Annotated in this window: 20 protein-coding genes, 3 tRNA genes and 3 rRNA genes; 5 read left to right on the forward strand and 21 right to left on the reverse strand. The window is 37.8% G+C overall.

The genetic code is table 11. The features are described from left to right. Positions 1 to 4: 4 nt before the first annotated feature. The 21 genes from rrf to ADG81_RS09075 form a co-directional block, all read right to left on the reverse strand. Positions 5 to 120 (reverse strand): 5S ribosomal RNA (rrf, locus tag ADG81_RS08975). Positions 121 to 196: 76 nt separating this feature from the next. Next, positions 197 to 3,097, reverse strand: a 23S ribosomal RNA gene (locus ADG81_RS08980). A gap of 124 nt (positions 3,098 to 3,221) precedes the next feature. Further along, positions 3,222 to 3,294 (reverse strand) — tRNA-Ala (locus ADG81_RS08985). A 51-nt stretch (positions 3,295 to 3,345) separates the two neighbouring features. Further along, positions 3,346 to 4,892, reverse strand: a 16S ribosomal RNA gene (locus ADG81_RS08990). The 16S, 23S and 5S rRNA genes sit together here with 2 tRNA genes alongside, the layout of an rRNA operon. 241 nt (positions 4,893 to 5,133) lie before the next feature. Continuing rightward, positions 5,134 to 5,205: transfer RNA gene (locus ADG81_RS08995), tRNA-Glu, on the reverse strand. A gap of 100 nt (positions 5,206 to 5,305) precedes the next feature. Beyond that, positions 5,306 to 5,785, reverse strand: a complete 480-nt coding sequence (locus ADG81_RS09000) for a sigma-70 family RNA polymerase sigma factor (RefSeq protein ID WP_000914507.1) — start codon at positions 5,783 to 5,785, stop codon at positions 5,306 to 5,308. 120 nt (positions 5,786 to 5,905) lie between these two features. Next, positions 5,906 to 7,864 (reverse strand): ATP-dependent zinc metalloprotease FtsH, encoded by a 1,959-nt coding sequence (gene ftsH, locus ADG81_RS09005; RefSeq protein ID WP_000744566.1) that lies wholly within the window; start codon positions 7,862 to 7,864, stop codon positions 5,906 to 5,908. 15 nt (positions 7,865 to 7,879) lie between these two features. Beyond that, entirely contained in the window at positions 7,880 to 8,422 is a 543-nt protein-coding gene (gene hpt, locus ADG81_RS09010; RefSeq protein ID WP_000889398.1) for a hypoxanthine phosphoribosyltransferase, read from the reverse strand. Between the two features lie 4 nt (positions 8,423 to 8,426). Continuing rightward, complete coding sequence (gene tilS / locus ADG81_RS09015) at positions 8,427 to 9,704, reverse strand: tRNA lysidine(34) synthetase TilS (protein WP_049551504.1); 1,278 nt, start codon at positions 9,702 to 9,704, stop codon at positions 8,427 to 8,429. After that, positions 9,701 to 10,969 carry a serine hydrolase gene (locus ADG81_RS09020; protein ID WP_001224748.1) on the reverse strand — a complete coding sequence of 423 codons (1,269 nt, stop codon included), beginning with the start codon at positions 10,967 to 10,969 and terminating at the stop codon, positions 9,701 to 9,703. Before ADG81_RS09020 ends, tilS begins: the two co-directional genes overlap by 4 nt. Further along, entirely contained in the window at positions 10,962 to 11,084 is a 123-nt protein-coding gene (locus ADG81_RS10130) for an SP_0009 family protein (RefSeq protein ID WP_049551505.1), read from the reverse strand. Before ADG81_RS10130 ends, ADG81_RS09020 begins: the two co-directional genes overlap by 8 nt. 4 nt (positions 11,085 to 11,088) lie before the next feature. Then, positions 11,089 to 11,457, reverse strand: a complete 369-nt coding sequence (locus ADG81_RS09030; RefSeq protein WP_000041905.1) for a septum formation initiator family protein — start codon at positions 11,455 to 11,457, stop codon at positions 11,089 to 11,091. Beyond that, positions 11,450 to 11,716: an RNA-binding S4 domain-containing protein gene (locus tag ADG81_RS09035; protein ID WP_001234978.1), complete on the reverse strand. Its 267-nt coding sequence runs from the start codon at positions 11,714 to 11,716 to the stop codon at positions 11,450 to 11,452. The genes ADG81_RS09030 and ADG81_RS09035 overlap by 8 nt, the downstream gene beginning before the upstream one ends. A gap of 57 nt (positions 11,717 to 11,773) precedes the next feature. Further along, entirely contained in the window at positions 11,774 to 15,277 is a 3,504-nt protein-coding gene (mfd, locus tag ADG81_RS09040; RefSeq protein ID WP_000258075.1) for a transcription-repair coupling factor, read from the reverse strand. Next, complete coding sequence (gene pth / locus ADG81_RS09045) at positions 15,278 to 15,847, reverse strand: aminoacyl-tRNA hydrolase (protein WP_000163941.1); 570 nt, start codon at positions 15,845 to 15,847, stop codon at positions 15,278 to 15,280. Between the two features lie 71 nt (positions 15,848 to 15,918). Continuing rightward, positions 15,919 to 17,034, reverse strand: coding sequence for a redox-regulated ATPase YchF (ychF, locus tag ADG81_RS09050; RefSeq protein ID WP_001218719.1), 1,116 nt, complete (start codon positions 17,032 to 17,034; stop codon positions 15,919 to 15,921). 84 nt (positions 17,035 to 17,118) lie between these two features. Continuing rightward, positions 17,119 to 17,313, reverse strand: a complete 195-nt coding sequence (locus ADG81_RS09055; protein WP_000285186.1) for a DUF951 domain-containing protein — start codon at positions 17,311 to 17,313, stop codon at positions 17,119 to 17,121. 64 nt (positions 17,314 to 17,377) lie between these two features. After that, a complete protein-coding gene (gene dnaN, locus ADG81_RS09060; RefSeq protein WP_000581170.1) occupies positions 17,378 to 18,514 on the reverse strand; it encodes a DNA polymerase III subunit beta in 1,137 nt (378 codons plus the stop codon). A 158-nt stretch (positions 18,515 to 18,672) separates the two neighbouring features. Continuing rightward, positions 18,673 to 20,034 carry a chromosomal replication initiator protein DnaA gene (gene dnaA, locus ADG81_RS09065; protein ID WP_000660608.1) on the reverse strand — a complete coding sequence of 454 codons (1,362 nt, stop codon included), beginning with the start codon at positions 20,032 to 20,034 and terminating at the stop codon, positions 18,673 to 18,675. Between the two features lie 212 nt (positions 20,035 to 20,246). Continuing rightward, positions 20,247 to 21,005 (reverse strand): ParB/RepB/Spo0J family partition protein, encoded by a 759-nt coding sequence (locus ADG81_RS09070; RefSeq protein ID WP_000410386.1) that lies wholly within the window; start codon positions 21,003 to 21,005, stop codon positions 20,247 to 20,249. 57 nt (positions 21,006 to 21,062) lie between these two features. Then, on the reverse strand, positions 21,063 to 22,244 hold the full coding sequence (locus tag ADG81_RS09075; RefSeq protein ID WP_000681582.1) for a S1C family serine protease: 1,182 nt from the start codon (positions 22,242 to 22,244) through the stop codon (positions 21,063 to 21,065). 183 nt (positions 22,245 to 22,427) lie between these two features. Between ADG81_RS09075 and rlmH the strand changes: the two genes are divergently transcribed. The 5 genes from rlmH to comE all read left to right on the forward strand — a co-directional run bounded on the left by rlmH (position 22,428) and on the right by comE (position 25,409). Next, positions 22,428 to 22,907, forward strand: coding sequence for a 23S rRNA (pseudouridine(1915)-N(3))-methyltransferase RlmH (gene rlmH / locus ADG81_RS09080; RefSeq protein WP_000695947.1), 480 nt, complete (start codon positions 22,428 to 22,430; stop codon positions 22,905 to 22,907). Positions 22,908 to 22,950: 43 nt separating this feature from the next. Further along, a tRNA-Arg gene (locus ADG81_RS09085) sits at positions 22,951 to 23,024 on the forward strand. Positions 23,025 to 23,188: 164 nt separating this feature from the next. Beyond that, positions 23,189 to 23,314 (forward strand): competence-stimulating peptide ComC, encoded by a 126-nt coding sequence (gene comC, locus ADG81_RS09090; RefSeq protein ID WP_000799684.1) that lies wholly within the window; start codon positions 23,189 to 23,191, stop codon positions 23,312 to 23,314. A 20-nt stretch (positions 23,315 to 23,334) separates the two neighbouring features. Further along, on the forward strand, positions 23,335 to 24,660 hold the full coding sequence (gene comD, locus ADG81_RS09095) for a competence system sensor histidine kinase ComD (protein WP_001050352.1): 1,326 nt from the start codon (positions 23,335 to 23,337) through the stop codon (positions 24,658 to 24,660). Continuing rightward, complete coding sequence (gene comE, locus ADG81_RS09100; RefSeq protein WP_000866084.1) at positions 24,657 to 25,409, forward strand: competence system response regulator transcription factor ComE; 753 nt, start codon at positions 24,657 to 24,659, stop codon at positions 25,407 to 25,409. The genes comD and comE overlap by 4 nt, the downstream gene beginning before the upstream one ends. The last annotated feature ends 104 nt before the right edge of the window (positions 25,410 to 25,513 follow it).

The raw sequence follows: 25,513 nt of genomic DNA on the forward strand, positions 1-25,513 counted from the left end.
TAGAGCTAAGCGACTTCCATATCTCACAGGGGGCAACCCCCAACTACTTCCGGCGTTCTAGGGCTTAACTTCTGTGTTCGGCATGGGTACAGGTGTATCTCCTAGGCTATCGTCACTTAACTCTGAGTAATACCTACTCAAAATTGAATATCTATTCAAACCAAGAAAACCGTTCGCTTTCGTATTCTCAGTTACTTTGGATAAGTCCTCGAGCTATTAGTATTAGTCCGCTACATGTGTCGCCACACTTCCACTTCTAACCTATCTACCTGATCATCTCTCAGGGCTCTTACTGATATAAAATCATGGGAAATCTCATCTTGAGGTGGGTTTCACACTTAGATGCTTTCAGCGTTTATCCCTTCCCTACATAGCTACCCAGCGATGCCTTTGGCAAGACAACTGGTACACCAGCGGTAAGTCCACTCTGGTCCTCTCGTACTAGGAGCAGATCCTCTCAAATTTCCTACGCCCGCGACGGATAGGGACCGAACTGTCTCACGACGTTCTGAACCCAGCTCGCGTGCCGCTTTAATGGGCGAACAGCCCAACCCTTGGGACCGACTACAGCCCCAGGATGCGACGAGCCGACATCGAGGTGCCAAACCTCCCCGTCGATGTGAACTCTTGGGGGAGATAAGCCTGTTATCCCCAGGGTAGCTTTTATCCGTTGAGCGATGGCCCTTCCATACGGAACCACCGGATCACTAAGCCCGACTTTCGTCCCTGCTCGAGTTGTAGCTCTCGCAGTCAAGCTCCCTTATACCTTTACACTCTGCGAATGATTTCCAACCATTCTGAGGGAACCTTTGGGCGCCTCCGTTACCTTTTAGGAGGCGACCGCCCCAGTCAAACTGCCCGTCAGACACTGTCTCCGATAGGGATCACCTATCCGGGTTAGAGTGGCCATAACACAAGGGTAGTATCCCAACAACGTCTCCTTCGAAACTGGCGTCCCGATCTCATAGACTCCTACCTATCCTGTACATGTGGTACAGACACTCAATATCAAACTGCAGTAAAGCTCCATGGGGTCTTTCCGTCCTGTCGCGGGTAACCTGCATCTTCACAGGTACTAAAATTTCACCGAGTCTCTCGTTGAGACAGTGCCCAAATCATTACGCCTTTCGTGCGGGTCGGAACTTACCCGACAAGGAATTTCGCTACCTTAGGACCGTTATAGTTACGGCCGCCGTTTACTGGGGCTTCAATTCATACCTTCGCTTACGCTAAGCACTCCTCTTAACCTTCCAGCACCGGGCAGGCGTCACCCCCTATACATCATCTTACGATTTAGCAGAGAGCTGTGTTTTTGATAAACAGTTGCTTGGGCCTATTCACTGCGGCTGACGTAAAGTCAGCACCCCTTCTCCCGAAGTTACGGGGTCATTTTGCCGAGTTCCTTAACGAGAGTTCTCTCGCTCACCTGAGGCTACTCGCCTCGACTACCTGTGTCGGTTTGCGGTACGGGTAGAGTATGTTTAACGCTAGAAGCTTTTCTTGGCAGTGTGACGTCACTAACTTCGCTACTAAACTTCGCTCCCCATCACAGCTCAATGTTATAGAACTAAGCATTTGACTCAATTCACACCTCACTGCTTAGACAGACACTTCCAATCGTCTGCTTTAGTTAGCCTACTGCGTCCCTCCATCACTACATACTCTAGTACAGGAATATCAACCTGTTGTCCATCGGATACACCTTTCGGTCTCTCCTTAGGTCCCGACTAACCCAGGGCGGACGAGCCTTCCCCTGGAAACCTTAGTCTTACGGTGGACAGGATTCTCACCTGTCTTTCGCTACTCATACCGGCATTCTCACTTCTATGCGTTCCAGCGCTCCTCACGGTACACCTTCTTCACACATAGAACGCTCTCCTACCATACCTATAAAGGTATCCACAGCTTCGGTAAATTGTTTTAGCCCCGGTACATTTTCGGCGCAGGGTCACTCGACTAGTGAGCTATTACGCACTCTTTGAATGAATAGCTGCTTCTAAGCTAACATCCTAGTTGTCTGTGCAACCCCACATCCTTTTCCACTTAACAATTATTTTGGGACCTTAGCTGGTGGTCTGGGCTGTTTCCCTTTCGACTACGGATCTTAGCACTCGCAGTCTGACTGCCGACCATAATTCATTGGCATTCGGAGTTTATCTGAGATTGGTAATCCGGGATGGACCCCTCACCCAAACAGTGCTCTACCTCCAAGAATCTCTAATGTCGACGCTAGCCCTAAAGCTATTTCGGAGAGAACCAGCTATCTCCAAGTTCGTTTGGAATTTCTCCGCTACCCACAAGTCATCCAAGCACTTTTCAACGTGCCCTGGTTCGGTCCTCCAGTGCGTCTTACCGCACCTTCAACCTGCTCATGGGTAGGTCACATGGTTTCGGGTCTACGTCATGATACTAATCCGCCCTATTCAGACTCGGTTTCCCTACGGCTCCGTCTCTTCAACTTAACCTCGCATCATAACGTAACTCGCCGGTTCATTCTACAAAAGGCACGCTCTCACCCATTAACGGGCTCGAACTTGTTGTAGGCACACGGTTTCAGGTTCTATTTCACTCCCCTCCCGGGGTGCTTTTCACCTTTCCCTCACGGTACTGGTTCACTATCGGTCACTAGGGAGTATTTAGGGTTGGGAGATGGTCCTCCCAGATTCCGACGGGATTTCACGTGTCCCGCCGTACTCAGGATACTGCTAGGTACAAAGACTATTTTAAATACGAGGCTATTACTCTCTTTGGCTGATCTTCCCAAATCATTCTTCTATAATCTTTGAGTCCACATTGCAGTCCTACAACCCCGAAGAGTAAACTCTTCGGTTTGCCCTTCTGCCGTTTCGCTCGCCGCTACTAAGGCAATCGCTTTTGCTTTCTCTTCCTGCAGCTACTTAGATGTTTCAGTTCACTGCGTCTTCCTCCTCACATCCTTAACAGATGCGGGTAACAGGTAGTACCTGTTGGGTTCCCCCATTCGGAAATCCCTGGATCATCGCTTACTTACAGCTACCCAAGGCATATCGTCGTTTGTCACGTCCTTCTTCGGCTCCTAGTGCCAAGGCATCCACCGTGCGCCCTTATTAACTTAACCTTATTTTCTGACCTTTCAGTCATAAACTCTTATTAATACTACAGCGTTTTCGGTTTATTTTCTTGTTACTATTTGATATAGATATTCAATTTTCAATGTGCATTACTTGGTGATCTCTCACCAATGGAGCCTAGCGGGATCGAACCGCTGACCTCCTGCGTGCAAAGCAGGCGCTCTCCCAGCTGAGCTAAGGCCCCACAAGACCTCTCAAGACTAAACAAGACCAATGCGCAGTTCCTTATCCTTAGAAAGGAGGTGATCCAGCCGCACCTTCCGATACGGCTACCTTGTTACGACTTCACCCCAATCATCTATCCCACCTTAGGCGGCTGGCTCCTAAAAGGTTACCTCACCGACTTCGGGTGTTACAAACTCTCGTGGTGTGACGGGCGGTGTGTACAAGGCCCGGGAACGTATTCACCGCGGCGTGCTGATCCGCGATTACTAGCGATTCCGACTTCATGTAGGCGAGTTGCAGCCTACAATCCGAACTGAGACTGGCTTTAAGAGATTAGCTTGCCGTCACCGGCTTGCGACTCGTTGTACCAGCCATTGTAGCACGTGTGTAGCCCAGGTCATAAGGGGCATGATGATTTGACGTCATCCCCACCTTCCTCCGGTTTATTACCGGCAGTCTCGCTAGAGTGCCCAACTGAATGATGGCAACTAACAATAGGGGTTGCGCTCGTTGCGGGACTTAACCCAACATCTCACGACACGAGCTGACGACAACCATGCACCACCTGTCACCTCTGTCCCGAAGGAAAACTCTATCTCTAGAGCGGTCAGAGGGATGTCAAGACCTGGTAAGGTTCTTCGCGTTGCTTCGAATTAAACCACATGCTCCACCGCTTGTGCGGGCCCCCGTCAATTCCTTTGAGTTTCAACCTTGCGGTCGTACTCCCCAGGCGGAGTGCTTAATGCGTTAGCTGCGGCACTAAACCCCGGAAAGGGTCTAACACCTAGCACTCATCGTTTACGGCGTGGACTACCAGGGTATCTAATCCTGTTTGCTCCCCACGCTTTCGAGCCTCAGCGTCAGTTACAAGCCAGAGAGCCGCTTTCGCCACCGGTGTTCCTCCATATATCTACGCATTTCACCGCTACACATGGAATTCCACTCTCCCCTCTTGCACTCAAGTTAAACAGTTTCCAAAGCGTACTATGGTTAAGCCACAGCCTTTAACTTCAGACTTATCTAACCGCCTGCGCTCGCTTTACGCCCAATAAATCCGGACAACGCTCGGGACCTACGTATTACCGCGGCTGCTGGCACGTAGTTAGCCGTCCCTTTCTGGTAAGATACCGTCACAGTGTGAACTTTCCACTCTCACACTCGTTCTTCTCTTACAACAGAGCTTTACGATCCGAAAACCTTCTTCACTCACGCGGCGTTGCTCGGTCAGACTTCCGTCCATTGCCGAAGATTCCCTACTGCTGCCTCCCGTAGGAGTCTGGGCCGTGTCTCAGTCCCAGTGTGGCCGATCACCCTCTCAGGTCGGCTATGTATCGTCGCCTTGGTGAGCCGTTACCCCACCAACTAGCTAATACAACGCAGGTCCATCTGGTAGTGATGCAATTGCACCTTTTAAGCAAATGTCATGCAACATCTACTCTTATGCGGTATTAGCTATCGTTTCCAATAGTTATCCCCCGCTACCAGGCAGGTTACCTACGCGTTACTCACCCGTTCGCAACTCATCCAGAGAAGCAAGCTCCTCTTTCAGCGTTCTACTTGCATGTATTAGGCACGCCGCCAGCGTTCGTCCTGAGCCAGGATCAAACTCTCATTAAAAGTTTGAGTTCTCACTCATTTCTGTCACTGACAGATTTATTGTTTTTTCATTGTTCAGTACTACAACCTTAGTTGTAGTGCCCTGCACATTGGTTCGTCTTGTTCAGTTTTCAAAGGTCTTTGTCACTTGCTTCTCTCAAGTGACAACTATATTAGTATATCACAGTCGCTTTCGCTTGTCAACACTTTTTTGAAACTTTTTTTTATTTTTTTCAATCAGTATTTCTTCTGCAACATACCATAGTCCGTACGGGATTCGAACCCGTGTTACCGCCGTGAAAAGGCGGTGTCTTAACCCCTTGACCAACGGACCTGAGTTGTTATTTTCAACTCTTACTATTATACCGACTTTTTAAACTTTGTCAACACCTTTTTTAAACTTTTTATGTTTTTTTCTTTTTTTGCATAGCTTCTTACCGAGTACGGATATCAAACTCCTTAAACACAATACGTAAGTCTCTCAATACTCTTTGTCGACCTCGAAATCGTTCATGTCTTAAGACGCGTTCTAACTCTTCTTGTTTCTCTTTATTTTGTTTACTTTTATAACCTCTTAGGGTTTCATGAAAGAGATAATAATCATCTAGCCACAGACCGCCCTCACTTATACGATGACTAATCTCACCTACTTCTTCATAGGCTTCTTTATCATATCTTCGTTTTTGACTTTCTTGCTTTCGGATATAATCTAAAATCCGATTCCGAAATTTTGTTTTGAAATATTTACGTAAACGAGGTATATCTTCTATCAGTTCTTCTTCTCTACTAATCAATTCATGCAAGCAAATCATCCCCTCTTGGTCCCAATCAGATAACTCCCATAAATGAAGGTAATACTCATTTCTACACTTATACACAATTCCCTGGACTTCTTCATACAATTTTTTAAGCATATTGTTCCCCTTTCTAGATACAGTCTAACAAATTCAAAAACAGTTTTGTCCTATTTTCCCGTTCTGTTCTCTACGCCTCCTCAACTGCGCAAAAAAAGAGAGGACATGCCTCTCTCAGGGTTATTTTTCGTCATTCATTTTTGACTTTACTTCATCATAAGATAATGCATGTGATTCCTCTTCTACTGTTTCAGGCATCTTTCCTGTTTCGTAAAGAGATTTAATTTGTGTACTATCCAATGTTTCGTATTTCAATAATGCTTCTGCAATCAACTTGTGAGTTTCACGATTTGACTGAATAATTTCCGCAGCTTTATTTCGTGCTTCATTCAATAGCGAACGAACCTCTTCGTCAATTTCATAAGCTGTTTGTTCTGAAATTGATTTTTGAGGACTCTGTGCACCAAACATAGCATGGTTTCCTTCATATTGTACTGGGCCAAGTTTTTCACTCATACCGTACTCTGTAACCATTGCACGCGCCATTTGTGTCGCCTGTTCAAAGTCGTTTGAAGCTCCTGTAGTTTGGACATTAAAGATGATTTCTTCAGCTACACGTCCCCCCATTAAGCCAGCCAATTGCTCTTTCATATCTTCTTTAGAAAGAAGCATTTGATCCTCTTTAGGAAGTGCAATCATGTATCCGCCTGCACGTCCGCGTGGTACGATAGTAACTTTATGAACAACACGGGCATTTGACAATACTAGACCAACAATGGTATGTCCTGCCTCATGATAGGCAACCAATTCACGTTCTTTTTGTGAAACTGTCTTATCTTTCTTAGAAGGTCCAGCAATAACTCTATCTTCTGCTTCATCAATATCTGAGGCATCAATGATTGATTTATTGCGACGAGCAGCAACTAAAGCTGCTTCATTCAAGACATTCTCTAAGTCAGCACCAACAAAACCTGGAGTTTGTTGAGCCACTAATTTCAAATCAACATCTTCTGCTAAAGGCTTATTCTTAGCATGAACTTTCAAGATTGCTTCGCGCCCCTTAACATCAGGACGACCAACCAATACTTTTCTATCAAAACGTCCTGGACGCAGAAGGGCTGGGTCAAGTACATCTGAACGGTTTGTCGCAGCAATGACAATAATCCCTTCATTTCCCTCAAAACCATCCATTTCAATCAAGAGTTGGTTCAAGGTTTGTTCACGTTCGTCATTACCTCCGCCGAGACCGACTCCACGTTGACGTCCAACAGCATCAATTTCATCGATAAAGATGATAGCTGGTGCTGCTTTTTTGGCATCTTCAAAAAGAGAACGGACACGACTAGCTCCAACTCCGACAAACATTTCTACAAAATCAGAACCTGAGATACTAAAGAATGGAACACCTGCTTCTCCGGCAACTGCTTTAGCAAGCAAAGTCTTACCTGTTCCCGGAGGTCCCTCTAGAAGGACACCTGCTGGAATACGGGCTCCAAGTTTTGTAAATCGTTTTGGATCTTTTAAGAATTCAACAACTTCAACTAGTTCTTGTTTTTCTTCTTCAGCTCCAGCAACATCTGAAAATCTTACTTTTATATCTTCTTTATTTGCAGCTTTAGCCTTACTACGTCCAAAACTCATTGGGTTACGGCTATTATTTCCTCCCATATTTCCCATCATAGAGAATAGGAAGAAGAAAAGAATACCGAATGGCACAATGGATACAAGAATATTAATCCACATACCACTTGAACTTTCATGCTTAACAGTTACTTCCGCTTTATGATCAGAAGCAAGTTTTTGCAATTCAGATACTGTCGTATCTGAAGGAAGAATGATGCTTGAAAATTTCTCTACTGTTGTAGCAGAAGGAGAAAAGAACTGAATTCCTGTTTCTTCTTTACTTGTTTTAGGATTTTTATAGACACCTGAAACTTCGATAACACTGCCATTTGGTTGGTAAGTCAATTCTTTTACATTGTCATCGGTAATTTCTTTTACCAATTCTGTATAATTAATTTGCTCACTTTTCCCTGCAACACTACCTGTACTAAAATACTGATAAGCTGTAACTAGGAAAAAAATAAGTAATAACCATAGAAAAGGATTTTTAATTAAACCATTATTTTGTTTTTTCATTAAAAATTGTTCTTTCTAATTTGAATACACTTCTTCTTTCAATACTCCAACATAAGGAAGGTTACGATAATTTTCTTTGTAGTCTAAGCCATAACCTACTACAAACTCATTTGGAATAGTAAAGCAGGTATAGTCTGCCTCAATCTCTACAACACGCCCTTCTGGTTTATCTAACAAGGTTGCAATGTTAACAGAAGCAGCTTCTCTTTCAATAAACATATCTCGCAAATTCTTCAAAGTTTGTCCTGTATCAATGATATCCTCTACAAATAGAACATGTCTTCCTTTGATATCTTGAGTCACATCTTGCTTAATATTGATAACACCACTACTTGCTGTTCCACCATGGTAGCTAGAAACCATCATGAAGTCCATTTCAATATGTGTGTCGATATGTTTAACCAATTCAGCCATAAAAGGAATAGATCCTTTTAAAATTCCAACTAAGATTGGATTTTTTCCTGCATAGTCCTTAGTTAATTGAGCACCTAATTTTTTAGCAGCTTCTGTAATTTCATCGTGTGAAACGAGGATTTTTTTAATATCGTGTTCTAACATTTTTTTACCTATCTATTTTTTCTATATAAAGTACAGTGTTCATTATATCATTTTTCGTGTTTTTACTCAAATTACTGGTCGCAATTCCCAAAATTGATACAATTTCACCAAATTGCTCAATAATCAGAGCAGATTTTCGTTTTTCCATAGGGATTTTCAAATCGATCAATAGACGTCTGAGTTTTTTTCTATGCCCATTTTGAATCAAAACATCTCCTGTTTTTCGATGACGAATGAGTATTGATGTTTCTCGTGAAACAGGTATTTGTTGAATTGATTCACCTTCTAAAGGAAGTCCGAAGGAAAATGTGTATCCTTGATAAGTAACCTGATTTTGATAGTGTAACACAAGTTCCTCTTCCTTTTCATCAGCCTGAGGACTGATTTTACAAATCCGAAACTGTTGATACTCTTTTACTAATTCATAACCATTTTTAAGCGGATGACGATACTGGCTTTTAGTTTTTAAAATCTGTCGAACTTCATCAAACTGAGCTTTTGTAAGATTCAAATCTGTAAAACGATTCAGATAAGTTTGAAGTAAAACTCTTTGTGTGGACTCAGAGTAAGACAATAGCTGCTCTACATTTTCTACATCAATATTCTTTGATAATTCAGCTATGGCTATGTCATAATCTAAAATTTCATTACCGATTCTCAATATTGCATCCCTAAATCGAGGATTTTCTTTTTCCAATTCTGGTAAATAAGAGTTTCGAATACGGTTGCGCAAATAATGATTTTCCTGATTTGATATATCTTCAAAGTGAAAAATTGGTGGAAAGTCTTTTTTTTGAAAATGCAAGAAGGGACGAATGATTTCTATCTCTCCGACAACTTGCTTCTCCTTAATTCCTGATAGATAGCGCAAACGAGTGCCTCGAATCAAGCGCATCAAAATCGTTTCCACCTGGTCATCAGCATGGTGAGCAGTGACTAAGGCTGTCGCACCTGTCTTTTTCATGACTTTTTTAAAAAATTCATAACGAAAATCTCGAGCACGCGCTTCCGAAAATTCTCCTGAAAAATTGCTGATATAAATAGGAAGCTCTGCTTCAGCAGCCAACTTCCTTAATTCCTTTTCTTCCCAATCTGATTCTACTCGCTGCTTATGATTCACATGAGCTAGAATCAATTCAATTTCTAACTCTTTTTGATACGTAGATAATACCTTAAATAGAAACATAGAATCTAATCCACCAGAAAGAGCTAGCACCACCTTAGCATGTTTTTTGAAATATCCCTTATTAAGAAAATGATTTAAAAAATCTTGTTCTCTCATTTTAGAACCTCATAAACATCTTTGGCTATCTTAGAAATCGTATCATAATCAGAATTCTTTGTGAAAATAGAAAGAATAAATGGAGAATCTGCATAAACAACACCTGTATCATGCTTAAATTCATCCGCATCTCCAATTTTATGAGCTACTTTAACAGAAACACCTTTGGCAATTCGCTCATTATCAAAATCTGTTTTAGTTAAAGATTCCAATACAAATCCATTTTGATTATAAATGGCTTCCATAACCTTCCCAGCCATTTTAGAAGAAATCAATTTTTCATTTGAATCCCAATCATCTCCCATAATAGCAGACATCTTGGATTTGAATGTGGCATCAGATTGGTTTGAAATGTAATATCCCAATAGATTATGAGCTACATTATCAGATTCTTTTGATACTTTCGTAATTAAATCCTTTAGAGAGTATTCTTTATTATCCTCTTTTTTAGGAAGACTACCACTTCCCTCTGGTTTATAAGAACCTAGAAAATCATTGACTGCAGATACATATTTTACAGTCGTGTCTAACTGATAAAGACCCTCATTTATTTTTTCTTGCGTATAATAAAGATAAGGTAGTTTTAAAACACTAGCTGCATACATCTTTTCATCTTGATTGATACCAGCTTCTTTTCCAGTAGTCAGTTGCTTAACATAAATAGAGAATGATTCCTTCTGATATTTTTCAGATAACATTTCTTGGACTTTACTTATCCGATTATCTTCTTCAGAAGTTGATTCCTTATCTACCCATCCAGCTTGATCAATATGTAGAAATTCTCTTCCTTCTACAAACATGGTCTTGTCGATTGATACTTGCGAATAAGCTGATAAGGATGATTTCACTTCTTTTAAGTCATAAGGGCTATTATACAGTTTAAAATCAGATTCTAACCATACTTTTTTGATTGTAGGAGTTACCTCTGACTGATCATATAAAAATCGTTTGTCCGCAGCTATAAATTGGTGGTTGGATAACTTAAATACTGGAATTCCCTGTTTATTTAAGCGCCACTCGGTTATTTGGAAACTTGTTTTTGGAGTTAATTTTCCAGATTCCACTACTAAATCTTCATTCGCATAGATAGGAACTTCTCCATAAACCATAGGAGAACTTAATTTTTCTCTAAAATAAATACCAAAGTCAGATTGTGAAAGGTAATAAATTTCTTTCGAAGTATAGACGACTTCTTTTTCTGTGCTAACGACTTTTGAGATGGTCAAAAAACTCGGTAGCAACAAAATAATTAAGAATTTACGCATTCTTCCTTTCCTTTTCTTCTTGTAAACGCAATAATTGATTTTTTTTAGCCAACTCTTCCAGCTTTTCATCCGATAGACTCAAAAATTGCTCTATTACATCTAATAAATTTTCCATTTCATCACCTTGGAAGCAAGTCAGGAATCGTATAAACGGCTTCCCGATTCTTAGAATAATAATATTTTGCACGCATGTATTTAGCAGCGTAATCTTCATCTTTCAACTTTGTGGCAAAAGCTGTTTCCTTCTCCTTTTCCTCACTCAAGGTTTGATACTGAGTTTGTAAGTCTGATAACTGTTGACGTCTTTGGAGTAATTGGTGATAACTTTGAGCAAGATTATAAGTTGGTAAAATGAACAATAAAATCATCAAAATAAGAACCCAACCCATGAAACGATTCCGTTTTTGTCGTTCTTTCATCAGATAACGACGACGTTGGTGTTCATTTTGAATAAAAGAATTATTCAATTGTACGATATTTTTAGACATTTTCTTCTACCCGTGTTTCACTGATAATTTCATACATGCCTGCTGCATCTTCTTTTTTTGTACTATCTTTCATCTCCAGTACTTTTACAAGTAGCAACTTATTCCCAAAGCGAATTTCAACTTGATCATTAACTTTCAAGTCCGTTGAACTTTTGGCCAAGATTCCATTTACCTTGATTCTGCCTTTATCTGCTACTTCTTTTGCGACTGTACGACGCTTGATAATTCTTGATACTTTTAAATATTTGTCTAATCTCATTTTTATTACCTCAAATTATTATTGTACCATTTTTATCCATTTTATAGAAGAAAAATGTTAAAGGGAATTGCCTTCTTTTGACTCTTTTATCTCTAATAAACTTTCTCCAAAAATGAGCAGACCTTCTAAAATTTCATAGTCCTTCTTGTTTCGGACATCAAATACAACTTCCATTAATCCCTTATTCTCAGCTATGGCTGCTTTTAGGTTTGTTGCAGATAAAGCTTTAAAATAATCTTGAGCTAAAAACAGTCGTTGAGTGACTTTTTCAAATTGAACTGTAATCTTATTATCTTTTCTTTCCACACGTTGAACAAAGACCTTGTCCAAGTATGACTTGACTAAACCAATTTCTAAAAGATAGGCTACAACGTCTGGGTATTCTCCAAAGCGGTCCATCAACTCTTCCTGTAACTCTTCATAATTGACACGGTTGTCAATTTGACGAATTTTCTTGTAAATTTCGATCTTATGTCGTTGGTCAGATATATAAATATCAGGAAGATAGGCATCAATTTGCAAAATCAATTCGGCATTTCCTTTTATTCTTGTATTCCCATTACCATGTCGTTTAGCAATAGCTTCCTCTAGTAATTGAGAATACAATTCAAAACCAACAGAATCAATGAAACCAGACTGGGATTTGCCTAAGAGATTTCCTGCTCCACGAATCGAAAGATCTCGCATTGCAATCTTAAATCCGGAACCCAATTCTGTAAATCCTTTGATCGCTTCTAATCTCTTTTCAGAGACTTCACTGATTGATTTTTCTGGACGATACATGAGATAGGCATAAGCAATACGATTACTACGACCGACTCTTCCTCTTAATTGATACAAGGTTGACAAGCCCATATGATCTGCATTTTCAATAAACAAAGTATTGGCATTTGGAATGTCTACCCCTGTCTCAATAATGGTAGTTGTCACCAAAATATCATACTGACCTTCAATGAAATCCAGTAGAGTATTTTCTAACTGAATTTCACTCATTTGCCCATGAACATAACCAATCGAAGCCTCTGGAATTAACTCCTGTAATTCTGAAACCTTTTGGTCAATCGTGTCAACTTTGTTGTAAAGATAGTAAACTTGACCTCCACGCTCCATTTCACGCAAGACAGCATCACGAATGACACTATCATTCTTTTCCAAAACATAGGTCTGAACAGGATAGCGATTAGTCGGCGGAGTTTCTATAACAGACAAATCTCTGATTCCCAGCATAGACATATGGAGGGTACGAGGAATTGGCGTTGCTGTCAAGGTTAGGACATCCACTTGTTTTTTTAGTTCTTTCAATGTTTCCTTATGCTTGACACCAAATCGCTGTTCCTCATCAATAATCATCAAGCCCAAATCAGCAAACACAACATCTTTTGACAAAACACGATGGGTTCCAATCAAAATATCTACTTGACCCTTTTTCAATTTTTCAAGTGTCTCTGCCTGCTCTTTTTTACTTCTAAAGCGACTCAACACATCAATATTAACTGCAAAATTTTGGAATCGTTCCTTAAAATTCGTATAGTGCTGTTGCGCTAAAACCGTCGTCGGAACTAAAACGACAACCTGTTTGTAATCATTGACTGCCTTAAAGGCTGCACGCATAGCAACTTCAGTCTTTCCAAAACCAACATCCCCAACTAAAAGTCGATCCATTGGCTGAGAAGCCTGCATATCGCTCTTGATTTCCTCAATACTACGAAGTTGATCATCCGTTTCAACATAAGGGAAGGCATCATCAAAAGCATGTTGATCCTCATCATCAGCTGAGAAAGCAAAACCCTTCAACTGGCTGCGTTCAGAATAAAGTTTGATTAAATCGTCAGCTATATCCTCTACCTGGTTCTTAACTTTTTGCTTGGCCTTTTTGAAATGACCGTCATTTAATTTATTGAGTTTTGGTGCTTTACCATCACTTGAAACATATTTGGACAGTAACTGAATCTGCTCTACCGGGATGGAAATTTGGTCCCCATTTTGATACTGGACACTAACATAATCACGGTGAATCCCTTTGATTTCAATTGTTTCAATCCCTAGATATTGACCAATTCCATGGATATGGTGAACAACGTAATCTCCTTTTTCAAGTTCATTGTAATCTTTTAATCTCTCTGCGTTTGAAACATGTTGTCTTCGAAAACGACGTTTCAATTTCTTTTGAAAAATCTCATGTTCAGTAATCAATAAAATCTTTTCATCTACAAAATGAAAACCATGTCTGAGATTTCCCTCGATTAAGTTTACAGATTCTTTACAAATACTTGACTTATATCTGGAATCCAATTTAATCTGGTATTCCTCTAAAACATCCTCCAATGTTTTACTTCCCATTAAATTGCTAGACTGCAGAATAATAGTGTAATCCATTTTTTTGTATCGCTCAATTTCTTCTTTTAGAAAAGAAAATTGATTGAAAAATTCCTGCATAGGATATTGATTAAATTGATAAATCTGGTCAAACTTGAGATTTCCTAAACCCTTTTGTAGATTAGAGAAAAAGGTAACCGGACTCTGTTTTTTATAGATTTGCTCTGTATCTGCAAAATACTGCATCTCAGAAAATGCTTTACTGTTCTGTAATTCTTCTGTAAAGTATTGCGCTAATTCTCTTTCAAATACTTCATACTGATTCATTAATTTTTGATAATCATCAAAGAATATTGGGGTATCTTTTTCAATATAGTCAAAAACAGTCCATGTCTTGTCATAACACAAAGATAAAAATTTCCTTGAATCAGAATGAATTTGTTTTTGGTGAAAACTTGAAAAAATTTCTTCTAGGTATGATTTCAAAATAGGTGATAAGGTCTTCGAAATTTGTTTTTCTAAAGCTGACTGTCCTCGTTGATAATCCTTTTCTCTCAAAAGCATATCGCTAGCTGGAAAGATAATGAGTTCTGTCTGATTTTCTTTCGATAACTGTGTTTCGACTTCAAATGACCTAATACCATCGACTTCATCACCAAAAAACTCAATTCGATAAGGTTCTAACTGGGATATTTCAAAAATATCTAAAATATCTCCTCGCAGACTAAATTCTCCTTGAGTTTGTACTTGTGTAACTTTTCGATATCCTATCTCCTTTAACTGATGGATAAGCGCATGTTGGTCATATTCTTCACCAACTGAGATTGTTACAATACTATCTTTGAATACATTTGGAGACGGTAAAATCAATCGACTTGCTGCGATATTACAAACTAAAATCCCTTTCTTAGATGAATCAGTCAAAAAACGTAAGGCTTCAACCCGTGAAATGATTTTTTCTTGTGAAGACATCAAAAACTCGACCATAGGGGAGTCATCTACCAAAAATGGATAGACAAATTCCTCACCCAAGATAGAAATAAGATCACTAATAAGCCCTTCTGCTTCTCCATAAGTTGACGTCAATAACACAATCTTATCTTCTTTTTCTAGACTACTTGCAATTGCAAGAGCCTTAGTAGACGTTGATAAACCGAGTATTAGTTGTCTTTTCTTATCTGTTAAATTTTGATGCCATTTTTTGATTTGATCATTTTCTGAGAATAAATCTAATAAGGTCACCATTTATCCGTTATACCTCTGCATTGTTTTCTCAAAATTTTTCTCTTGTAAATAGTAATTTACAGAATCGTCAACTTTGTCAATAGACTGTAAAATACCAATATAATCATCATTGTCAAATTTATTCAAAACATGATGAACAACTGACATACCATTTTTAGGTCTTCCGATTCCAATCTTAACACGATTAAAGACCTGAGTACCTATATGTTGAATAATAGACTTGATACCATTATGACCACCTGCAGAGCCCTTTGCTCTTAAACGAATCTTTCCAACTTCCATGTCAAGATCGTCGTAAATGACGAGTAAATCTTCAATATCTAAACCATAGTAAGTCAATAAAGCATGAACTGCTTTTCCACTTTCATTCATAAAAGTCGTTGGTTTGACCAGATAAATTTTTTCTCCATTTAGGAAAAAGGATGCTAGATCAGCTTGAAATATCTTATCGTGTGTAAAAGTGACATTTTGTTTCTTCGCTAGTTGGTCAATCAACATAAAACCAACATTGTGTTTTGTTTCAAAATATTTATCCCCTGGATTGCCCAAGCCTACAAGTAATTTGGTCATTTATTTTTCCTTTCAAAAGCCAAAAGGGTTGGAATTTTTTTCCAACCTAATTGACACTATTCATTAATTTTTTAGACATTAAAACGGAATTCCATGATGTCGCCATCTTGAACGATATATTCTTTTCCTTCTTCACGCAAGCGGCCAGCTTCTTTTACGGCTTTTTCAGATCCGTATTTCACTAGATCCTCATATGACATGGTTACTGCACGAATAAAGCCTTTCTCAAAGTCTGAGTGGATAATCCCAGCTGCTTGAGGAGCCTTCATACCACGTTTGAAGGTCCAAGCGCGAACTTCTTTTTCACCAGCTGTGAAGTAAGTTCCCAGTCCAAGCAAGTGGTAAGCTGCACGAGTCAACTTGTCAACGCCTGATTCTGCCAATCCAAGTGCTTCAAGAAACTCTTGTTTGTCTTCATCGTCTAACTCAGAAATTTCTTCCTCAGCACGCGCAGAAATAATGACTACTTCAGCATTTTCTGTCGCTGCGAATTCACGAATTTGTTTAACATAGTCGATAGAGTCAGGTTCTGAAACCACATCCTCGTCCACATTGGCAACATAGAGCACTGGTTTAGTCGTCAAAAGGAAGAGACCTTTGACAACTTTTTGTTCTTCATCTGTAAATTCGATGGTGCGAGCTGATTTCCCATCTTCAAGGACTGGTTTAATCTTTTGAAGAACATTGAATTCTTCCACAGATTCTTTATCTTTTTGAGTGCGTGCCATCTTTTCTACACGCGCATAGCGTTTATTGACTGATTCTAAGTCAGCAAGAATCAATTCTAGGTTAATGGTGTCAATATCCGCAAGTGGATCCACAAAGGCATCTTCACGTCCTTGCTCGCGCATGACATTTTCATCATCAAAAGCACGAACTACGTGAACAATCGCATCTACTTCCCGGATATTGGCCAAGAATTTATTTCCTAGCCCTTCTCCTTTTGAAGCTCCTTTTACAATTCCTGCGATATCTGTAAATTCAAATGTTGTTGGAACTGTCTTTTTAGGAGTAATCATTTCCGTCAATTTTTGGAGGCGTTCATCAGGAACTTCTACCATTCCAACGTTTGGATCAATCGTCGCAAATGGGTAATTTGCTGCCTCTGCTCCTGCTTTTGTAATTGCATTAAATAGTGTTGATTTACCAACGTTTGGCAAACCAACGATACCTGCTGTTAAAGCCATATTTTCTCATTCTCCGTTTTCATTTCAATCCCTAATATTATAACACAAAAAGGGAAAACTTGCTAACCCTCTAACTAAGGCTTCTTAGTCAATAATTTTATTCATTTTTCGATCAAAATCATATCGTCCCATCATGACAACATGGTCGCAATTGCTACATTTAATTTTGATATCTGCCCCTACACGTGTAATTTCCCAACGATTAGCCTTTTTACCAGTCGACTTGATTGTGCAAGCATGTGGTTTTTTCATTTCAACAAAATTTCCAACTTGATACATACTACTCTCCTTTTCTTTTTCGATTATATCATAAAAGAGGCGAGCTAGGCTCAACCTCTTTCACTTAATTTGTACGAACTGGGGTGATAAGTTGCATGAAGTCCTCATCAGTATCTGCTGGCACAAGAGTAAATGGACGAACAGCTGAGATAAAACTAATGGTCACCTTTTCGCTATTTAAAGCCTTAAGAGAATCAATCAAGTAAGTTGGGTTGAAACTAATAGTCAAATCTTCACCAGTCACCTTATCAGTATCGATTTCTTCGTTTACTTTACCAACTTCTGGAGAGTGAACATGAGCACTAACAACCCCACCTTTAATTTCAAGTTTCACAGTACCATTTTGAGTCGCACTTGATAAAAGACGAGCACGTTCCATTGACTGACGTAAGTTTACAACATCAAAAGTAATTGTTGTGTTAAAGTCTATTGGAATCAAGCGATCTGTATCAGGATAGTTACCTTCTAACAAACGAGTATAGAAGCTAATATTTTCACTTCTAAAGAGGATTTGATTGTTGGCAAAGAAAATCTCTACAGTTTCAATATCATCTGTAAATACCGCTGAAAATTCTCGTAAAGAACGGCTAGGAATTACGACATCAAAATCATCACTATTTTTCTCAAGAGTTAATTTTTTCTGGCTTAGACGATGAGAGTCTGTCGCAACTGTTTTTAGCTCCTTGTGTTGACTCAATACAAAATGAACACCTGTTAAAATTGGACGACTCTCTTGTGTACTTGCAGCAAATGCTGTTTCATTGATAATTTTCTTGAGTAATTTTGTTTCAAGAACCAAAGGAGTACTAGCTGAAATTTCTTGGATTCGTGGATATTGCTCGCTATCTTTTCCTTTTAGGGTAATTTCTGATTTACCACTTGTTAAAACAATTTGATTTTGTTCAATTTCTTTAAAATCAAGAGTCACATCTGGAAGACTAGATACAACATTGATAAAGAAAGAAGCTTCAAGAAGGATCGAACCTAAAGAAGTAATTAACAAACCAGCATCTTCATTTTTTTGAGAAATAAAATTTTCAATTGAAATCTGACCATTTGAACCAATTAAAGTAACACCTTCATTGGTTACGTCAATTTTGACAGTTGATAAAATAGGAATAGCATTTTTAGAACTAATAGCTCTCTTAGTAGTATTTAAGGCTTGTAGAAATAAATTTTTATTAATTGAAAAATGAATCATGGATTCTCCTTTATTTATTTTTAGTATTAGAAGGATAATAGTAATAATAGAGTCTGTGAAATCTGTGGAAAACAGACTTAAAGTAAGTTATATCAAGTTTTTTGGCTTGTTTAAAAAATGTGGATAAAAAAGATAAAAAAGCGAAAGTTATCCACAAGTTATTTGATTTTCTTTTTGATTGATTCAATTTCTAAACGTAAATTATCGTCTTCATCAATCAAAGATTTAATTTTTGCATGGGCATGAATGACTGTTGTATGATCTTTTCCTCCAAATTCCTTCCCAATTTTTGGAAGACTATTATCTGTTAGTTCTCTAGATAAATACATGGCTACTTGACGGGCTAAAACAATATTTTGAAGGCGTCTGCTTCCCTTCATTTCTTTGACACTGATACCATAAAAGTTACCAACTTCATTTTGGATTTTATCAATTGGGATGACGAGCATTTGGTTAACATCTTGTTTACGTGCTCTAATAGCCTCTGCAGCGATATCGATAGTGATATCCTTAATCTTCTTCACTCGGGCAATTAAAGTGATGTCGTTGATTGCTCCTTCAAGTTCTCGGACGTTTGAATCAAATTGACCAGCTAGGTATTCTAGGGTATCACTTTGGAAATGGTAGTCTAAATGCTCTGTTTTACTTTGTAAAATGGCAATACGTGTCTCAAAGTCAGGTGGTGTGATGTTTTGCGTCAATCCCCAGCTAAAGCGCGTGACAAGTCTTTCCTCAAGTCCCTCTAGGTGTTTAGGACTACGATCACTAGTCAGAACAATTTGTTTTTGATTGCTATGGAGAACATTGAAAGTATTGAAAAATTCTTCCTGAGTTGCAACTTTTTTTCCACTCAGCGATTGGATATCATCAATTAACAAGAGATCAAGGCTACGGTAAGTTTTTTTGAACTTTTCCATTTCACCAAGTCTCAGGTGTTCAAGAAAGTCGTTGATAAAGCTTTCAGCAGGAATGTACTTAACACGCGCATCAGGAATATTTTTCAAAATCTCATTCCCAATTGCATTGAGTAAGTGAGTCTTCCCAAGTCCAGGTCCTCCATAGATAAAAAGAGGATTATAGGTCAATGCCAAATCTTCAGAGACAGCCAAAGCGGCTGATACTGCCCAAACATTTCCATCTCCTTGAATAAAATTATCAAAGGTATACTTTTCTTTTAATCCAGTATCCGAATAAGGAATAGATGCCAACTTTGGACTGTAGTCATAAAGAGTTGAATTTGGAGATTCTTCAACTTGTGAGACAGCCGTATCTTGAGGTTTGGTGAAAATATAGTGGGGAGTTATCTCAGCATCATAAATTTCAAATCCAGCAACTACAATAATATCTTTTAGTTGTTTTTCCCAAACCATTTCCATTTCAGATCGTGGTAAAAATATAGTGGCAACATTTTCCTCTACCTTGATGAGTTCAGCTTGAATAGCATAGAAATCATACATGGATCGAGTCAGTCTTTCTTGAGCAAATTCTAATATACGATTCCAAAATTGTTTTTCTTTCAATCCTCTCTCCTCCTTTACTATTTAAAAGTTTAATGCTAAACTTATTTTACCATAGATAGCAAGAATTTTCCACAAGCTGTGAAAAATAATCCACAATGTTATTAAGTTTTATCCACAGGTTGGGGATAAAATCAGAAACTATTGATTTATTAAGTTTTTTATTGAAAAAAATAGTGGATAACCTTGTGAGATAAAAAAATAAAAGAACAGCCTTATTTCAGGCTGTTGATGATTCTATTGTATTCTTCTTGATTTGAAAAAGAAATAATGATTTTTCCACTATCTTTTTTAGACATTTTGATTTCTACATCTAATCCGAGTAGTTTTTTTAACTGTTCTTCTTCATTTTGTATGAAATGATTCGTTTTTTGAAGTTTCTTTTGTTTTTTCTCTGTCAGAAGAGCTTCTAACTTCCTTACAGAAATGTCTTCCTCGATGATTCGTTGAAAGAAATAGTCTTGTTGTTCCTTGTTCAACCCAACTAGAGAACGCGCATGGGCTTGTGATAGTTTGCCATTTTCTACTTCTGAGAGGATCTGTTCTGGCAAGGAAAGCAAGCGAATAGAGTTGCTGATATAAGGACGAGACTTGCCCATTTTATCTGCAATTTCAGTATGGGTGAATCCTTTATCTATGAGAGATTCATAGGCGCGTGCTTCTTCTATTGGGTTTAAATTTTCTCTCTGTAAATTTTCAATGATGGACTGGACAATCATCTCTTGATCTGAAAGCTGTTTAACAACAGCTGGGATAGACGTTAGACCAGCTAAAAGTGAAGCCCGATAGCGTCTCTCTCCTGCAAGGATTTCATAACCAATAACAGGAGATTGACGAACAATAATCGGTTGAATGACTCCATTTTCTTTTATAGATTGAGCTAGTTCATCTAGTTTTTCTCTATCAAATTCTTTTCGAGGTTGATAGGGATTTTTTTGTATATCTGTGATAGAAATCATTTCAAATTTTTCCATGATTCTACACTAACACATCTTTTCTCTTATGTAAAGGTTTCTTTACATAGATGTCAATTAAGATTCTAAATCACCTGAACTCTTGTCAAGTTTAATAGATGTAGTTTCTTCTTTACCGTTACGATAGTAAGTTATCTTAATGGTGTCTCCGATAGAATGATTGTAAAGAGCACTTTGTAAGTCTGTTGATGAAGCAATCTCTTTGTCATCTACTTTTGTAATAACATCGTATTTTTCAAGGTGACCATTTGCAGGCATATTGCTTTGTACAGAACGAACAACTACACCAGATGTTACATTGCTTGGAATATTCAGTCTTCTAATATCACTTGTATTAATATTTGAGAGATTGACCATTTGGATTCCCAAAGCTGGACGAGTCACTTTTCCGTTCTTTTCTAACTGTTCAATAATATTGATAGCATCATTTGCAGGGATTGCGAAACCAAGGCCTTCTACAGATGTGCCTCCATTTGTGGCAATTTTACTTGAGGTAATTCCGATAACCTGTCCTTGAATATTGATTAGTGGGCCACCAGAGTTACCTGGGTTAATAGCAGTATCAGTTTGGATAGCTTTTGTAGAAATAGCTTGTCCATCTTCAGATTTTAAAGATACATTTCGATTAAGACTAGATACGATACCTTGAGTGACAGTATTAGCATATTCAGAACCTAATGGGCTACCGATGGCAATAGCAGTTTCTCCTACGGTTAACTTGCTAGAATCACCAAACTCAGCTACTGTTGTCACTTTTTCTGAAGAGATTTTGACGACAGCAATATCAGAGAAAGTGTCCGCTCCGACAATTTCTCCGGGTACTTTAGTTCCATCTGACAAACGAATATCTACTTTGCTGGCGCCATTTATAACGTGATTATTGGTGACAATATAAGCTTCTTTATCATTCTTTTTATAAATAACCCCAGATCCTTCACTAGAGATTTGTTGAGAATCTGTGTCAGTATCATCATTTCCAAATACGCTATTTTGTCTATTTGCTGAATAAGTAATAACAGAAACAACAGCATCTTTTACTTTGTTAACAGCCTGTGTTGTTGAATTTTCGTTCTTATAGGCAGTCTGTGTAATGGTGCTATTGTTGTTAGAGTTGCTTACACTACTTTTTTGAGTTAGTTGAGCTATTGAAAAACTACCCAAGGCTCCACTAAAAAAGCTAATGACGATAACGACTAATAATTGAAACCCTTTTTTGTAAAATGTTTTTAGATGTTTCATATTTGCCTCCATTTATTTGAAATTACTGAAAGTATAAACTGACTAGCTTAATTATAACTTAAACACAAAAGTTTTTCACAGTTTGTGGATAACTTTTAAAAATCTGTGATTTTCTAGGTGAAATTTAACCTTTTGTTTTGTGAATAAGATGTGAAAAAATAGAGAATATGTTAGAATAGAGTCATGAAAATTAAAGTTGTAACAGTTGGGAAACTGAAAGAAAAGTATTTAAAAGATGGTATTACAGAGTATTCAAAACGAATTTCTCGATTTGCTAAGCTTGAAATGATAGAGCTAGCAGATGAAAAAACACCAGATAAGGCCAGTGAGTCAGAAAATCAAAAGATTTTAGAAATAGAAGGTCAGAGAATTTTATCAAAAGTTGGTGATCGTGATTTTGTTATTGTGTTGGCTATAGAAGGGAAAACTTTCTCCTCAGAAGAATTTAGTAAGCATTTAGAAGAAGCTTCTATAAAAGGATTTTCTACTCTTACTTTTATTATTGGAGGGAGTCTGGGATTAGCACAGGATGTAAAAAAGAGAGCTAATCTCTCTGTTAGTTTTGGCCGCTTAACTTTGCCCCATCAGTTAATGAGACTAGTCCTTGCTGAACAAATCTATCGCGCTTTTACGATTCAGCAGGGATCACCCTACCATAAATAGAAAATTGACTTTTAATTGAATTTTTGGTAGAATAATTGTGTTAGGTCTCATAGCTCAGCTGGATAGAGCATTCGCCTTCTAAGCGAACGGTCGCAGGTTCGAATCCTGCTGGGATCAATATAGTAGCAAAGCTGGGAATTTTCCCGGCTTTTTTCTTAAAAAAGTACACTTTGGGAGAAAAAAATGACAGTTGAGAGAATTTTATCTAAAACGAAATTCCATTTTGTATAATAGTTTTTGTAAGTTATCTTACAAGAAAAAACATTTTAGGAGATTTTATTATGAAAAACACAGTTAAATTGGAACAGTTTGTAGCCTTGAAGGAAAAAGACTTGCAGGAGATTAAAGGTGGGGAAAGTAGACTGTCAAGATTACTCCGTGATTTTATTTTCCAAATAAAACAGTAATGAAATAAGGAGAAAGAGTAATGAATTTGCTTGAATTTGGGACAGTTATTGTTTATTTTTTAATTATTAGTTACAGTTACCATTTAATTTGTAAAGGTCAAGTAAATAGAAGAGAACTATACGTTTTTGGTGCTTATACATTACTAACAGCAATAGCACTTGATTTTCCCTTATATCTTCTAAATTTAGATGGGTTAGGGATTGCAACATTTTTATTTCCTTTGGGCTTATATTCCTATTTTCGATGGATTAAACAGTATGAGAGGGATAGAGGACTATTCCTAAGTTTACTACTATCTCTTTTATATGAGAGCACTCATAACTTTCTGTCCGTAACTTTTTCCTCTATAACAGGAGACAATTTTGTTTCACAATATCATGCCCCATTCTTTTTCGTTGTAACAGTGTTGACTTATGTTGTTATCTTAAAAATCATTCATTATTTCCACTTAGAACTAAACTATTTTGATAAGGACTACCTTTATCCCTTCTTGAAAAAAGTATTTTTTGCTTTACTACTGCTCCATACTGCATCTTTCGTTTCAGATATGGTAAGTACGGTTAAACATTTGAATAGTTTTGGAAGTATTTTGTCATCTATTGTTTTTATCTCTCTCCTTTTGACCTTCTTTGCAATGAATTCTCATAAAGATCAAATGGAGAAAGAGATTGCTTTGAAGCAGAAAAAATTTGAACAGAAACATTTACAGAATTATACAGATGAAATTGTCGGACTGTATAATGAAATCCGTGGTTTTAGACATGACTATGCTGGGATGCTTGTCAGCATGCAGATGGCAATTGACAGTGGTGATTTACAGGAAATTGACAGAATTTACAATGAAGTTTTGGTCAAAGCAAATCATAAACTGCGTTCAGATAAGTATACTTACTTTGATTTGAACAACATAGAAGATTCAGCTTTACGAAGTTTGGTTGCTCAGTCCATTGTCTATGCTCGAAATAATGGTGTAGAGTTTACACTGGAAGTAAAAGATACGATTACCAAGCTCCCAATTGAACTATTGGATTTGGTTCGTATCATGAGCGTTTTATTGAACAATGCTGTCGAAGGATCGGCTGATAGTTATAAAAAACAGATGGAAGTAGCAGTTATTAAGATGGAGATTGAAACAGTTATTGTGATTCAGAATTCATGTAAAATGACGATGACTCCTTCAGGAGATCTATTTGCTTTAGGATTCTCCACTAAGGGAAGAAATCGCGGGGTAGGATTAAATAATGTGAAAGAACTACTAGATAAGTACAATAACATTATTTTAGAAACAGAGATGGAAGGCAGTACATTTAGACAAATTATTAGATTTAAGAGGGAATTTGAATGAAAGTTTTAATTTTAGAGGATGTTATTGAACATCAAGTGAGACTAGAGAGAATATTGAATGAAATTTCGAAAGAATCGAATATTCCAATATCATACAAGACAACAGGAAAAGTCCGTGAATTTGAAGAATACATTGAAAATGATGAAGTAAATCAGCTTTATTTCCTAGATATCGATATTCATGGAATTGAGAAAAAAGGATTTGAGGTTGCTCAGCTCATTCGTCATTACAATCCTTACGCTATTATCGTCTTTATCACCAGTCGATCAGAGTTTGCGACTCTAACCTATAAATACCAGGTATCAGCCCTAGATTTTGTTGATAAGGATATCAATGATGAGATGTTTAAGAAGAGAATTGAACAAAATATCTTCTACACGAAGAGTATGTTACTTGAAAATGAAGATGTTGTAGATTATTTCGACTACAATTACAAGGGAAATGATTTAAAAATTCCTTACCATGATATTTTGTATATTGAAACAACAGGTGTCTCTCATAAATTGCGCATTATTGGTAAGAATTTTGCAAAAGAGTTCTATGGAACAATGACAGATATTCAGGAAAAGGACAAACATACTCAGCGATTTTATTCTCCTCATAAGTCATTTTTGGTAAATATAGGTAACATCAGAGAAATTGATCGAAAAAACTTAGAAATTGTTTTCTATGAAGATCATCGCTGTCCTATTTCAAGGTTAAAAATTAGAAAATTAAAAGATATTTTAGAGAAAAAATCTCAAAAGTGATTGACAATTAGTAAGAAATTGATATAATGGTTATATCTGCTACAGATAGAAGGTCCGTTGGTCAAGGGGTTAAGACACCGCCTTTTCACGGCGGTAACACGGGT

It is taken from the genome of Streptococcus pseudopneumoniae, assembly GCF_001070815.1.
GTDB lineage: Bacteria > Bacillota > Bacilli > Lactobacillales > Streptococcaceae > Streptococcus > Streptococcus pseudopneumoniae_P.

Excerpts from the sequence above, each read along its gene's own strand:
- ADG81_RS09000 (WP_000914507.1), bottom strand. The coding sequence starts at position 5,785 with ATGCTTAAAAAATTGTATGAAGAAGTCCAGGGAATTGTGTATAAGTGT.
- ftsH (WP_000744566.1), bottom strand. The coding sequence starts at position 7,864 with ATGAAAAAACAAAATAATGGTTTAATTAAAAATCCTTTTCTATGGTTA.
- hpt (WP_000889398.1), bottom strand. The coding sequence starts at position 8,422 with ATGTTAGAACACGATATTAAAAAAATCCTCGTTTCACACGATGAAATT.
- tilS (WP_049551504.1), bottom strand. The coding sequence starts at position 9,704 with ATGAGAGAACAAGATTTTTTAAATCATTTTCTTAATAAGGGATATTTC.
- ADG81_RS09020 (WP_001224748.1), bottom strand. The coding sequence starts at position 10,969 with ATGCGTAAATTCTTAATTATTTTGTTGCTACCGAGTTTTTTGACCATC.
- ADG81_RS10130 (WP_049551505.1), bottom strand. The coding sequence starts at position 11,084 with ATGGAAAATTTATTAGATGTAATAGAGCAATTTTTGAGTCTATCGGAT.
- ADG81_RS09030 (WP_000041905.1), bottom strand. The coding sequence starts at position 11,457 with ATGTCTAAAAATATCGTACAATTGAATAATTCTTTTATTCAAAATGAA.
- ADG81_RS09035 (WP_001234978.1), bottom strand. The coding sequence starts at position 11,716 with ATGAGATTAGACAAATATTTAAAAGTATCAAGAATTATCAAGCGTCGT.
- mfd (WP_000258075.1), bottom strand. The coding sequence starts at position 15,277 with ATGGTGACCTTATTAGATTTATTCTCAGAAAATGATCAAATCAAAAAA.
- pth (WP_000163941.1), bottom strand. The coding sequence starts at position 15,847 with ATGACCAAATTACTTGTAGGCTTGGGCAATCCAGGGGATAAATATTTT.
- ychF (WP_001218719.1), bottom strand. The coding sequence starts at position 17,034 with ATGGCTTTAACAGCAGGTATCGTTGGTTTGCCAAACGTTGGTAAATCA.
- ADG81_RS09055 (WP_000285186.1), bottom strand. The coding sequence starts at position 17,313 with ATGTATCAAGTTGGAAATTTTGTTGAAATGAAAAAACCACATGCTTGC.
- dnaN (WP_000581170.1), bottom strand. The coding sequence starts at position 18,514 with ATGATTCATTTTTCAATTAATAAAAATTTATTTCTACAAGCCTTAAAT.
- ADG81_RS09070 (WP_000410386.1), bottom strand. The coding sequence starts at position 21,005 with ATGGAAAAATTTGAAATGATTTCTATCACAGATATACAAAAAAATCCC.
- ADG81_RS09075 (WP_000681582.1), bottom strand. The coding sequence starts at position 22,244 with ATGAAACATCTAAAAACATTTTACAAAAAAGGGTTTCAATTATTAGTC.
- rlmH (WP_000695947.1), top strand. The coding sequence starts at position 22,428 with ATGAAAATTAAAGTTGTAACAGTTGGGAAACTGAAAGAAAAGTATTTA.
- comC (WP_000799684.1), top strand. The coding sequence starts at position 23,189 with ATGAAAAACACAGTTAAATTGGAACAGTTTGTAGCCTTGAAGGAAAAA.
- comD (WP_001050352.1), top strand. The coding sequence starts at position 23,335 with ATGAATTTGCTTGAATTTGGGACAGTTATTGTTTATTTTTTAATTATT.
- comE (WP_000866084.1), top strand. The coding sequence starts at position 24,657 with ATGAAAGTTTTAATTTTAGAGGATGTTATTGAACATCAAGTGAGACTA.